Raw genomic sequence first — 12,489 nt, forward strand, 5'->3', positions numbered from 1 at the left:
CCATGACTCTCTTCCTGCTACTCGCGCTCGTTTCGGCGATCGTCACCTTCGTGCTATCGATCGTGGTCTACAGACTCAGCCACAAGTACCGCCTGTACCCGAAAATTCGCGAACGCGACGTGCACACCCGGCCCACTCCGCGTCTCGGTGGCATCGCCATGTTCCTCGGAATCCTCGTGGCCTTCGGCGTCGCCTACCTCATTGCCGCTCCGTTCGCCCCGTTGCGGCTGGTCTTCGCCGACCCGCAGCAGATTCTGGCCATTCTCGGTGCTGCCCTACTGATCGTGCTGGTCGGCGTCGCCGACGACATCTGGGACCTTGACTGGATGACCAAGCTCGCCGGTCAGTTCATCGCCGCCGGCCTCGTGGCCTGGCAGGGCGTGCAAATCTACTCCCTGCCGATCGGCGGACTGACGGTGGGCAGCGGCTGGATGTCGATCGTGTTCACGGTCGTCGCCATCGTCGTGGTCATGAACATGATCAACTTCATCGACGGCCTCGACGGTCTGGTGACTGGTGTGGCCCTCATCGCCAACGGGGTGTTCTTCCTTTACAGCTATCTGCTCGTGCGCGACACCTCGCCGACCAACTACTTCAACCTTGCCTCGCTCATCGCCGCCATCCTGGTCGGCGCCTGTGTCGGGTTCCTGCCCTTGAACTGGCATCCGGCCAAGATGTTCATGGGAGATGCCGGCGCGCTGCTGGTCGGCCTGTTGATGGCGACCAGCGCGATCGCTATCACCGGCCAGATTGACCCGACCGCCATCAACCGCTCGCAGCTGTTCCCGGCCTTCATCCCTATCCTGTTGCCGGTCGCGATCATGATCATTCCGCTGCTCGACTTCGGACTGGCCGTCTTCCGGCGCGTACGAGCCGGTAAATCCCCGTTCAGCGCCGACCGAAAACACCTGCACCACCGATTGCTCGATATGGGACACTCCCACCTGCACGCCGTACTTATCTTCTACGGGTGGACGTCCGCAGCATCCATTGGATGCCTGCTCTACTACATCCTGCCGGTCTACTTCGGCCTGCCGACCTGGTACGCGACCATCTTCCTGGTGACGTCGCTGCTGATCTGCACCATCGTCACCCTCGCCCCGCTCGGCCGCCGCAAGACCGGGGAATGGCTCAGCCAGTCCGCGCCGGTGCAGCTGGCAGTGCTGGACGAGCTCGACCCGCTCGACGAGGCCGCCCAGGCCGCGCCGACCCCTGCCACATCAGAACCACACACGACACGAGCGACCGCCATCGTGGCGGCGCCTGCCGAGGAGAACGTATGAGCACCAACGACACCGTCCGCACCCAGCCCACATCGATCCCGGTGCTGCGCCGCATCCTGATTTACGGCGGCTGGGTCGCCATCGCCATCGCCGTCGTCGGCTCGATCATCGGCTATCTCGTCGACGGCGGCACCGGTGTGCTCAGCGCGCTGATCGGTACGGCCATGTCCGTTGCGTTCATGGGTATCACGGCTGGCAGCATTCTGCTGGCCAATCGGGTCGCCGGCACCGAGTCCGCCATCGGTGGCTTCTTTGGCATCATCATGGGCGGCTGGCTGCTCAAGTTCGTGGTGTTCCTGGTGCTGCTGGTCGTGCTGCAGGACCGCGAGTGGATCCAGCCGATGGTGCTGTTCCTCTGCATTATTGCGGGGGTTGTCGGATCGCTCGTCGTCGATGCCGTCGTCGTCATGAAGAGCCGTATGCCATACGTCAGCGACGCCATGTTGCCCCCGGCCCCGGTCGACGAGTAACCCTACGACCCATCTGCCCACGGATCCCGCTCACGATTCGGCTCAGCGCCTGATCTTTGCTAGAGTAAACAGCGATCCCACCCGGTTTGCACATGCTTTACAGCGTCGTAAACCTGCCCATATTCGTCGATGCGCGAGCAGAGCTCACCGCCCCGAAACAGGAGAAAGCGCTGCTAGAAATCGCCGTAAACCTGATGGTCCCGTCTGCCACCGGCGACGGTGAATTTCACGGTCCCTCCATCAATGAGTTCTTCCCCGATGTAATTTTCTTCGCGGACACTCCGTTCGAAATCAACCGCATCATTCTGATTCGCTTCCTCGCGGTGGCGGTTCTGATGCTGGTCTTTTGGCTCGGCACCCGACGCATGAAGATCATTCCGACCCGCGGCCAGAGCCTGGCCGAGATGGGACTCGACTTCGTTCGCGTCAACATCGCTGAAGACCTGCTCGGTAAGAAAGACGGCAGGCGTTTTCTGCCGCTTCTGACGACCATCTTCTTCATGGTGTTGTTCATGAACATCACCGGAATCATTCCGCTGCTCAACATTGCCGGCACCTCGGTGATCGGAGTGCCGCTGCTTCTCGGAGTCATCTCCTACGGAACGTTCATCTACGCCGGCGTCAAGAAGAGCCCGGCGAAGTTCTTCCGAAATTCGCTCTTCCCGCCCGGAGTACCTCCGTTTCTGTACATCATCGTGACGCCGATCGAATTCATCTCGACGTTCCTGGTACGACCGGTCACCCTGACGCTCCGACTGATGATGAACATGATCGTCGGGCACCTTCTGCTCGTGCTGTTCTTCAGCGCTACCCAGTTCTTCTTCTTCACTGCGGATGGCGGGTTCAAGCTCTTCGGCGCTGGCACCCTCGTCTTCGGCTTCGCCTTCACGCTCTTCGAAGTGCTGATCGCCGTCCTCCAGGCTTACATTTTTGCCCTACTCACCGCCGTCTACATCCAGCTCGCGCTGGCTGAGGAACACTAGACACTTTAGGAATCCGGCACTCGCCGAATTCACCATCACGGAAGGAAACATACGTGGACGCAACAACCGTTCTCGCGGAAATCAACGGAAACATCGCGACCGTCGGTTATGGCCTGGCAGCCATCGGCCCGGCAATCGGTGTAGGTATCGTCGTTGGCAAGACCATCGAGGGTGTCGCACGTCAGCCTGAGCTGGCCGGCCGACTGCAGGTACTGATGTACATCGGTATCGCCTTCACCGAGGCGCTCGCCTTCATCGGTATCGCCACCTACTTCATCTTCACCGGCGTCTAAACCTCACTACTACTTAATTAGGAGGCATGATGCTTCACGCAGTAATTGCAGCCGCGACGGAAGAAGCGGCGCGAAACCCGCTCATTCCGGAGATCTACGACATCATTTGGTCGGCGGTCTGCTTTGTCGTGATTTTGTTCTTCTTCTGGAAGCTTGTGCTGCCCAGAATGCAGAAGCTTCTTGACGACCGTGCAGAAGCCATCGAGGGCAACATCGCCAAGGCCGATGACGCTCAGCGCAAGGCCGAAGCTGCACTCTTGCAGTACACGGCCCAGCTCGCTGACGCTCGTGCCGAAGCCGGTGCCATTCGTGAACAGGCCCGTACCGACGGCCAGCGCATCGTCGCTGAGCACAAGGAGCAGGCTGCGGCCGAGGCCGGTCGCATTGCGGCCAGTGCCAAGACGCAGATCGAGGCCGAACGCCAGGCCGCCGTTGTCTCGCTTCGCAGCGAGGTCGGCACTCTTGCCATTGACCTCGCTTCGGGTGTCATCGGTGAAAGCCTGTCCGACGATGCCAAGGCCAGCGCCATTGTCGATCGTTTCCTGGCCGAACTCGAAGCCAGCGAAGCACCTACAGCAGGAAAGATCTAGCAAATGGGAAGCGCCACCAGAGAAGCACTCGCCACCTCGAGGGCGGCACTGTCCGTCCCGGGCGGCACGTCTGATCTGGCGACGAGCGAAAGCCTGTTCGGCGCCGGTCGAGTAATCGGGTCGTCGTCCCAGCTGTTGTCAGCACTCGGCGACGCCTCAGCGGATGCAGCGGCCAAGGTCACCCTCGTACGCGCCGTTTTCGGTGCCAACGTGACGCCTCGGGCACTCGACCTGCTCGCAGCGGCCGTCTCCGAACGTTGGTCCAGCCACGACGACCTGCTCGCTGGGATCGAAGAACTCGGCCTACGGGCATCCGCGCTCTCTATTCCGGCCGGAACGTCGATCGAGGGCGAGCTCTTCGCCTTCGGCAACACGGTGTCCTCGGATGCTGAGCTGGAGCTGGCCCTGGCCAGCAAGCTCGGCAAGCCTGGCGCCAAGGCAGCCCTGGCCGAAAAGCTGTTGGCCGGTAAAGTCTCCGGTCAGACGCTCGCCATTGTTCGTCACCTGGTGCAGCAGCCTCGCGGCCGCCGCATCGGCGAACTGCTGCGACACGCGGCAGCAGTCGTCGCGGACGAGTCCGGCACGTCGATCGCCACCATCACGTCGGCGAGCGTTCTCACGGCCGATCAGCTCGCCCGCTTGCAGACGAACCTCCAGTTGCGTCACGGCCGAGCACTCACCATCAACCAGGTCGTCGACCCGGAACTGGTCGGCGGAGTGCGCGTGCAAATCGGCGACCTGGTCATCGACGGCAGCATTGCAACCCGCCTGGCAGATTTGAGACTCCAGCTCGCTCGCTGAGTCACCTCAGCAGCACCACAACCCCAGCAGTACCAGATGACTCAGGGCGGCAGCGTCCTCGAACAGACAGAACCTGTACTTTCGTACAGAAAAGGGAAGATGATGGCAGAACTAACGATCAGCCCCGATGAGATCCGTGGCGCTCTCCAGGACTTCGTGAAGTCCTACGAGCCGAACAAGACATCAACGACCGAGGTCGGCTACGTCACCACGGCCGGCGACGGAATCGCCCACGTTGAGGGCTTGCCCGGCGTGATGGCGAACGAGCTCATCAAATTCGCCGACGGCACCCTGGGCCTGGCCCAGAACCTCGACGAAGACGAGATCGGCGTCGTCGTACTCGGCGAGTTCGGGGGCATCGTTGAGGGTATGGAGGTGCACCGCACCGGCGAGGTTCTCTCTGTTCCCGTCGGCGACGGCTACCTCGGACGTGTTGTCGACCCGCTCGGCGCCCCCATCGACGGACTCGGTGACATCGCAACTGAAGGCCGTCGTGCCCTCGAGCTGCAGGCTCCCGGCGTCATGAGCCGCAAGTCGGTTCACGAGCCGATGCAGACCGGCATCAAGGCCATCGATGCCATGATCCCGATCGGCCGCGGCCAGCGTCAGCTGATCATCGGTGACCGCCAGACTGGCAAGACCGCGATCGCCATCGACACCATCATCAACCAGAGGGCCAACTGGGAGTCGGGCGACAGCAACAAGCAGGTTCGTTGCATCTATGTCGCAATCGGCCAAAAGGGGTCCACCATCGCTTCGGTGAAGGGTGCGCTCGAGGATGCCGGAGCGATGGAGTACACCACCATCGTCGCCGCTCCCGCCTCTGACCCGGCCGGCTTCAAGTACCTCGCCCCGTACACCGGCTCGGCCATCGGCCAGCACTGGATGTACGCCGGCAAGCACGTTCTCATCGTCTTCGATGACCTGTCCAAGCAGGCCGAGGCCTACCGTGCAGTGTCGCTGTTGCTGCGTCGTCCGCCGGGACGCGAAGCGTACCCCGGAGACGTGTTCTACCTGCACTCCCGCCTGCTCGAGCGTTGCGCCAAGCTCTCCGATGAGCTCGGCGCCGGCTCGATGACCGGTCTCCCGATCATCGAGACCAAGGCGAACGACGTTGCCGCCTACATCCCCACCAACGTGATCTCGATCACCGACGGCCAGATCTTCCTGCAGTCCGACCTGTTCAACGCCAACCAGCGCCCAGCCGTCGACGTCGGCATCTCGGTCTCCCGCGTCGGTGGCGACGCGCAGGTCAAGTCGATCAAGAAGGTCTCCGGAACCCTCAAGCTCGAGCTGGCCCAGTACCGTTCGCTCGAAGCCTTCGCCATGTTCGCCTCCGACCTCGACGCGGCTAGCCGTCGTCAGCTCGCCCGTGGTGCCCGCCTCACCGAACTGCTGCGCCAGCCGCAGTACTCGCCGTACCCCGTTGAGGACCAGGTCGTCTCGATCTGGGCCGGCATCAACGGCAAGCTCGACGAAGTTCCGGTTCCCGACGTACTGCGCTTCGAACGCGAACTGCTCGACTTCCTCGGTCGCAACACTGAGGTCCTGAAGAACCTGCGCGAGACAAACGTTCTCTCCGATGAGACCGTCACCGCTCTCACGGCCGGTGTCGACAAGTTCAAGCTCGAGTTCCAGACCGGCGAGGGCAAGCCGCTCGCTTCGGTCAGTAAAGAAAAGTTTGAAGCCATCGCAGTTGAAGACGTCAACCAGGAAAAGATCGTCAAGCACCGCCGCTAGTCGATACGACTTGCAGCAACTGACGACGCCAAACTGAAAGACAAGGAAGCACACACATGGGAGCGCAACTTCGGGTCTACCGGCAGAAGATCAAGTCTGCCCAGACGACCAAGAAGATCACTCGGGCCATGGAGCTGATCTCCGCCTCGCGCATCCAGAAAGCGCAGGCGCGAGTCGCTGCGTCAACCCCGTATTCGCGAGCGGTCACCCGCGCCGTATCGGCCGTGGCCACGTACTCCAACGTGGAACACGTGCTCACAACCGAACCAGAGACGATCAGCCGTGCTGCGGTGGTCATCTTCGCTTCGGATCGTGGCCTTGCGGGTGCCTTCAGCTCCCAAGTGTTGCGTGAGGCAGAGTCGCTTAGCGAACTGCTGCGCAGCCAGGGCAAGGACATCGTCTACTTCCTGGTCGGCCGTAAGGCCATCGCCTACTTCAGTTTTCGCAACCGCGCGTCGGAGCGAATCTGGACTGGCGGCACCGACCAGCCGCAGTTCGAGACTGCCAAGGAAATCGGTGAGGCCCTGCTGGAGTCGTTCCTGCGGGACGCTTCCGACGGCGGCGTCGACGAGATTCACATCGTTTACAACCGTTTCGTGAGCATGGTCACCCAGGTGCCAGAAGTCGTTCGACTGTTGCCCCTCGAAGTTGTCGAGGGAGTGGAAGAACCAGGCGACAACAAGGTTCTTCCGCTCTACGAGTTCGAACCGGACGTCGAAACGGTTCTGGACAGCCTCCTCCCGGTGTATATCGAGAGTCGCCTGTTCAACGCGATGCTGCAGTCGGCGGCATCTGAACATGCAAGCCGTCAGAAGGCAATGAAGTCGGCCAGCGACAACGCCGACAAGCTGATCACGGACTACACCCGCCTGTCCAACAACGCGCGGCAGTCCGAGATCACCCAGCAGATTTCCGAGATCGTGGGTGGAGCCGATGCGCTCTCATCCGCCAAGAAGTAACCAGAGAAGAGAGAGCAATGACTGACACCGCAACCGCGCCAGTCCGCGCGGAGGATACTGCCGGTTCTGTTGGCCGCATCGCCCGTGTCACGGGCCCCGTTGTCGACATCGAGTTTCCGCACGACTCGATCCCCGGCATCTACAACGCCCTGAAGACCACGATCATCATCGGCGACGAGTCGAACGAGATCACCCTCGAGGTTGCCCTGCACCTCGGTGACGACCTGGTTCGTGCCATCGCGCTCAACCCGACTGACGGACTCGTCCGCGGCCAGGAAGTGCGCGACACCGGCAGCCCCATCACGGTTCCGGTTGGAAACGTCACCAAGGGCAAGGTCTTCAACGTCATCGGCGATGTCCTCAACGCCAAGCCGGGCGAGAAGATCGAGATCACCGAGCGCTGGCCCATCCACCGCAAGCCGCCGGCCTTCGACCAGCTCGAGTCAAAGACTCAGCTGTTCGAAACCGGCATCAAGGTCATCGACCTTCTCACGCCGTACGTTCTCGGTGGAAAGATCGGCCTGTTCGGTGGTGCCGGAGTCGGCAAGACCGTCCTCATCCAGGAAATGATCCAGCGCGTTGCGCAGGACCACGGTGGAGTGTCCGTGTTCGCCGGAGTAGGCGAACGTACCCGTGAGGGCAACGACCTCATCGCCGAGATGGAAGAAGCCGGCGTCTTCGACAAGACCGCCCTCGTCTTCGGCCAGATGGACGAGCCGCCGGGAACGCGTCTGCGTGTCGCGCTCTCCGCCCTCACCATGGCCGAGTACTTCCGCGACGTGGAGAAGCAAGACGTTTTGCTCTTCATCGACAACATCTTCCGCTTCACCCAGGCCGGTTCCGAGGTGTCGACCCTGCTGGGCCGGATGCCTTCCGCCGTGGGCTACCAGCCCAACCTGGCCGACGAGATGGGCATCCTGCAGGAGCGCATCACCTCGACCCGTGGCCACTCGATCACCTCGCTCCAGGCGATCTACGTTCCCGCCGACGACTACACCGACCCGGCACCGGCGACCACCTTCGCCCACCTCGACGCCACCACCGAGCTGTCTCGTGAAATCGCGTCGAAGGGCCTGTACCCGGCCGTCGACCCGCTCACCTCGACCAGCCGTATCCTCGACCCCCGCTACCTGGGTGCCGATCACTACAACACGGCCGTGCGAGTCAAGGCGATTCTGCAGAAGAACAAGGAACTCCAGGAGATCATCGCGATCCTCGGTGTTGACGAGCTCTCCGAAGAAGATAAGGTCACAGTTTCGCGTGCCCGCCGTATTCAGCAGTTCCTCTCCCAGAACACCTACATGGCGAAGAAGTTCACCGGTGTCGAGGGTTCCACTGTTCCGCTCAAGGACACCATCGAGTCGTTCACGGCAATTGCCAACGGTGACTTCGACCACGTGGCTGAGCAGGCTTTCTTCAACGTCGGTGGCATCAACGACGTCGAAGAGAAGTGGGCTCAGATTCAGAAGGAGAACGACTAAGCATGGCGAAGTCGCTGTCCGTCAGCGTTGTCTCGGCCGACCACCAGGTGTGGACGGGCGAGGCGACGATGGTTGTCGCCAAGACCGTCGAGGGCGAGATCGGCATCCTGGCCGGTCACGAACCGATGTTGGCGATCCTGGCCGCGGGTGACGTTCGTCTTACCCTGGCTGATGGCTCCAAGATTCTGGCCCAGGCCGAGGATGGATTCCTGTCGGTCGACAACGACATGGTCACCATCGTGGCCCGCAAGGCTGAACTCGTGGGTTCCAAATAACCCGTCTGAACCACCAGTGCTGATACTGCTTCCGCCGTCGGAGACTAAACGCTCCGGCGGCGAAGCTGTACCACTGGACTGGACCACACTCGCTTATCCGGCCCTGACCGCGAAACGTCGGGTACTGGCGCGTGCGCTGGTCGCCCTGTCGCGGCATCCGGAGGAAGCCCGCACCGCCCTCAAACTGGGGCGCACCCAGTTGTTCGAAATCGACCGCAACCGTGAGCTGATGACGTCGCCGACGCTGCCGGTGATCGACCGCTACACCGGGGTCCTCTTCGACGGGCTGAATGTTGCCACCCTGTCGGCCGCGCAGCGCGGGTTCGCGCACGCCCATCTGGTTGTGCACTCCGCACTGCTCGGCCCGCTCGCCGCCCTCGACCCCATTCCGGCATATCGGCTGTCGCACGATTCACGAGTGCCGAACGTGACCTTGGCCAGCCAGACGCTCAAACAGCACTGGAGTGCCGCGCTGGCGACGCTCCTCGGCCAGACCGACGAACTGCTACTCGACCTGCGGTCCGAGGCCTACGTCGCGTTGGGAGCGAGGCCCGTGCGGCCGGATTCTCTGTACCTGCGGGTGGTCGCCGATTCCGGAGACGGTCAGAAGCGTGCCCTGAACCACTTCAACAAGAAATCCAAGGGCGAGTTCGCGCGCGCCCTTCTTCAGCACGAACACGACTTCACGACGGCGAGCGAACTGATCGACTGGACCCAATCGGTCGGAATCCGCCTCGGTCATGGTGCACCCGGCGAACTGGAGCTCGTCGTTGAACAACACCTCGCTGCGGCGGGGCGGCCGGCCGCATCCACCATCTATACCGGGGTTAGGCTGGGCGCGTGAGTATAGACGCCAGCATCTTTTCCCCAGCGGTCAACGTTCCCATTCTTCGGCAGCCGGTCAACGTGACCGTCACCGGAGCCGGCGGACAGATTGGCTACGCCCTATTGTTCCGGATTGCCGCTGGCGCATTGCTGGGACCCACGACGCCGATCCGTCTCACCCTGCTGGAAATACCGCAGGGTTTGAAAGCTGCAGAGGGCACCGCACTCGAACTTGAGGACTGTGCCTTCAGCTTGCTGCGCGGGGTTACGGTCACCGATGACCCCGCTGTCGCGTTCGATGGAGTGAACATTGCGCTTCTGGTCGGTTCCCGGCCGCGCGGACCGGGTATGGAACGTGCCGATCTGCTGGGCGCCAACGGTCGCATCTTCGGGCCGCAGGGGGCGGCCATCAACGCCGGCGCCGCCGACGACGTGCGCGTGCTCGTGGTGGGCAACCCCGCCAATACGAATGCCCTCATCGCGGCCGCGCACGCGCCCGACGTGCCGAGTGACCGCTTCACCGCCATGACGAGGCTCGACCACAACCGCGCCGTCGGGCAATTGGCCAACCACCTTGACGTGTCCGTCGGGGCGATTCACGGATTGACCGTGTGGGGAAACCACTCGGCGACTCAATACCCGGATGTCTTCCACGCGACCGCCCAGGGTCGAGCGGTGAGTGACCTGGTCGACGAAAGGTGGCTCGCGGAGACGTTCATTCCGCGCGTCGCTCAGCGCGGGTCGGAGATCATCGCCGTGCGGGGCGGCTCATCGGTCGCCTCAGCCGCCAACGCGGCCATCGACCACGTCGGAGACTGGGTCACCGGCCGCGGCACGGATTGGACCAGCGCCGGGGTAGTCTCCGATGGCTCGTACGACGTTCCGTCCGGACTGGTCTGTTCGTTTCCGGTGCGCTCTGTTGATGGGCAGTGGCGCATCGTGACCGGGCTGGAACACGGCGAATTCTCGCGCAGACGAGTCGCGGCGTCTGTTGCCGAACTCGTGGAGGAGCGTGACGCGGTACGGGCCCTCGGCCTGCTGCCTCTCGGCCGCCGCTGAAACCGCGGCCTCACGGGTCGGTTACCGGTGTGCGATGCCCTCGTGGCTGAGCAGCCAGGCCTTGGTCGGGATGCCCTCGCCTGCGCTGTAGCCGGTGATCTGGCCACTGGTCGCGAGCACTCGGTGGCAGCCGATGATGATCGGCACCGGATTCGCGCCAACGGCCCCACCGATGGCGCGGCCCGATCCTGGCCGTCCAATGTCGTTGCCGAGCGCACCATACGAGATGACATCGCCGAACTTGAGGCTGGCCAGCCGCGCCCAGACGCTGCGCTGAAATTCGGTGCCGCGGGTGAGGTGTACGGGCAGGTCGAATGTCTGCCGGGTTCCGTTGAAGTACTCGCCCAGCTGTTCGGCCGCCCGTTGTAATACCGCGGACGGCGCCTCTGGGGTCGCGTCGAGCGGCAGCTGGCCGTCGGTTTCGATGGAGAGGGAGAGGATGCCCTCATCGTCGGCGGTGAGTTCGAGCCGGCCGATCGGGCTGGGGAGGCGGAGTAGGTGCGGGGGAGTGAGTGCAGTCGGGATGCTGTCCATGATTCGACTGTAGCTGCCGCCCCCGGCGTCGCCTCGCGGGTTTCGGACATCGGTGCACAACCACCGAATGCCTGCGCCTGTGCAGGAGGTGGCTGCGCCCCTAGTCTGTAGGGATGGCTCAGATTGAATATCGCAGACTTGGCTCCTCCGGACTGACCGTCTCGACGATCGGGCTCGGGTGCAACAATTTCGGGCGCACCGGTACTGCGTCAGAAACCCAGGACGGCACGACGGCGGTGATCGACGCCGCCTTCGAAGCCGGGGTGACACTGTTCGACACCGCCGATATCTACGGCGCCGAGCGGGGCCTCAGCGAAACACTCATGGGGCACTCGCTGCGCGGCAAGCGCGACCAGATCGTGCTCGCCTCGAAATTCGGCATGGACATGGGCGGCCTGAACGGTCCGGACTGGGGCGCGCGGGGCTCTCGCCGGTACATCCGCTTGGCCGTTGAGGCATCGCTGCGTCGGCTGCAGACCGACTGGATCGACCTCTACCAGCTGCACGTTCCCGACCCGTCAACACCCATCGAAGAGACCCTGTCCACCCTGCACGACCTCATCACCGAGGGCAAGATCCGTTACATCGGTCACTCCAACCTGGCCGGGTGGCAGATCGCCGAGGCCGACTTCACCGCTCGCATGAACGGGCACCCAGCGTTTATTTCAAGCCAGAACGAATACAGTCTGCTCGTGCGCGATGTCGAAGACGAGGTTTTGCCGGCGGTGAACGCGTTCGGTCTCGGGTTTCTGCCCTTCTTCCCGCTCTACAACGGCTTGTTCACCGGCAAATTCTCCCGCTCGGGCGGGCCGGCCGACAGCCGCATCATGATGATCAGGCGCCATCTCGCCGACGATGCCCCGTGGGACGTGATCGAGCAGTATCAGGAATGGTGCGACGCGCGCGGCGTGACCATGCTGGCGGCGACGTTCGCCTGGCTTCTGGCCCAGCCGGGCCTGAGCAGCGTTATCGCCGGCGCCACCAAGCCTGAGCAGATTCGACAAAACGCGGACGCGGCGACGTCGTGGCAGCCGTCGGTCGATGAGGTTGCCTACATTTCAAACCTTTTCGCCTGAACACACGGTGTGAAGTTGGCGAAATAGTCGACGTTTTCTGCGCGTAGCGCAATGTTTTTAGTCGACGACCTGCCGGAATGAGTGCACTATTGCAGGAGTGGAGGCTGCGCCGACCCATCC

14 protein-coding genes are annotated in these 12,489 nt (G+C 62.8%); 13 read left to right on the forward strand and 1 reads right to left on the reverse strand.

The annotated features are described in order from the left end of the window. The first annotated feature begins 2 nt into the window (after positions 1–2). From QMF22_RS03315 to QMF22_RS03370, 12 genes are all read left to right on the forward strand, one after another. Complete coding sequence (locus QMF22_RS03315; RefSeq protein WP_283450338.1) at positions 3–1,283, forward strand: MraY family glycosyltransferase; 1,281 nt, start codon at positions 3–5, stop codon at positions 1,281–1,283. Continuing rightward, positions 1,280–1,753: a Cg1360 family ATP-synthase-associated protein gene (locus QMF22_RS03320; RefSeq protein WP_283450340.1), complete on the forward strand. Its 474-nt coding sequence runs from the start codon at positions 1,280–1,282 to the stop codon at positions 1,751–1,753. Before QMF22_RS03315 ends, QMF22_RS03320 begins: the two co-directional genes overlap by 4 nt. 194 nt (positions 1,754–1,947) lie before the next feature. Next, entirely contained in the window at positions 1,948–2,736 is a 789-nt protein-coding gene (atpB, locus tag QMF22_RS03325; protein WP_283450742.1) for a F0F1 ATP synthase subunit A, read from the forward strand. Between the two features lie 53 nt (positions 2,737–2,789). Continuing rightward, positions 2,790–3,029 carry an ATP synthase F0 subunit C gene (gene atpE / locus QMF22_RS03330; protein ID WP_134345972.1) on the forward strand — a complete coding sequence of 80 codons (240 nt, stop codon included), beginning with the start codon at positions 2,790–2,792 and terminating at the stop codon, positions 3,027–3,029. Positions 3,030–3,058: 29 nt separating this feature from the next. Then, positions 3,059–3,619 (forward strand): F0F1 ATP synthase subunit B, encoded by a 561-nt coding sequence (locus QMF22_RS03335; RefSeq protein ID WP_283450743.1) that lies wholly within the window; start codon positions 3,059–3,061, stop codon positions 3,617–3,619. 3 nt (positions 3,620–3,622) lie between these two features. Next, positions 3,623–4,420, forward strand: coding sequence for a F0F1 ATP synthase subunit delta (locus QMF22_RS03340; RefSeq protein ID WP_283450344.1), 798 nt, complete (start codon positions 3,623–3,625; stop codon positions 4,418–4,420). A 102-nt stretch (positions 4,421–4,522) separates the two neighbouring features. Next, positions 4,523–6,160, forward strand: a complete 1,638-nt coding sequence (atpA, locus tag QMF22_RS03345) for a F0F1 ATP synthase subunit alpha (RefSeq protein WP_283450744.1) — start codon at positions 4,523–4,525, stop codon at positions 6,158–6,160. Positions 6,161–6,216: 56 nt separating this feature from the next. Next, positions 6,217–7,119, forward strand: coding sequence for a F0F1 ATP synthase subunit gamma (locus QMF22_RS03350; RefSeq protein ID WP_283450346.1), 903 nt, complete (start codon positions 6,217–6,219; stop codon positions 7,117–7,119). 17 nt (positions 7,120–7,136) lie between these two features. Then, on the forward strand, positions 7,137–8,600 hold the full coding sequence (gene atpD, locus QMF22_RS03355) for a F0F1 ATP synthase subunit beta (RefSeq protein ID WP_283450347.1): 1,464 nt from the start codon (positions 7,137–7,139) through the stop codon (positions 8,598–8,600). Positions 8,601–8,602: 2 nt separating this feature from the next. Continuing rightward, positions 8,603–8,875, forward strand: coding sequence for a F0F1 ATP synthase subunit epsilon (locus QMF22_RS03360; RefSeq protein ID WP_283450349.1), 273 nt, complete (start codon positions 8,603–8,605; stop codon positions 8,873–8,875). Positions 8,876–8,891: 16 nt separating this feature from the next. Next, positions 8,892–9,719 (forward strand): YaaA family protein, encoded by an 828-nt coding sequence (locus QMF22_RS03365; protein ID WP_283450351.1) that lies wholly within the window; start codon positions 8,892–8,894, stop codon positions 9,717–9,719. Next, positions 9,716–10,759 (forward strand): malate dehydrogenase, encoded by a 1,044-nt coding sequence (locus QMF22_RS03370; RefSeq protein ID WP_502846898.1) that lies wholly within the window; start codon positions 9,716–9,718, stop codon positions 10,757–10,759. The genes QMF22_RS03365 and QMF22_RS03370 overlap by 4 nt, the downstream gene beginning before the upstream one ends. 21 nt (positions 10,760–10,780) lie before the next feature. Here QMF22_RS03370 and QMF22_RS03375 read toward each other — a convergent pair whose 3' ends face one another. Then, a complete protein-coding gene (locus tag QMF22_RS03375; RefSeq protein WP_283450353.1) occupies positions 10,781–11,293 on the reverse strand; it encodes a methylated-DNA--[protein]-cysteine S-methyltransferase in 513 nt (170 codons plus the stop codon). 113 nt (positions 11,294–11,406) lie between these two features. On the opposite strand from QMF22_RS03375, the gene QMF22_RS03380 reads away from it, so the two are divergent. Then, the gene (locus QMF22_RS03380) at positions 11,407–12,369 is read left to right on the forward strand and encodes an aldo/keto reductase (protein WP_283450355.1); all 963 of its coding nucleotides are present in this window, start codon (positions 11,407–11,409) and stop codon (positions 12,367–12,369) included. Positions 12,370–12,489 lie beyond the last annotated feature (120 nt).

It is taken from the genome of Cryobacterium sp. PH31-L1, assembly GCF_030063145.1.
Taxonomy (GTDB): Bacteria; Actinomycetota; Actinomycetes; order Actinomycetales; family Microbacteriaceae; genus Cryobacterium.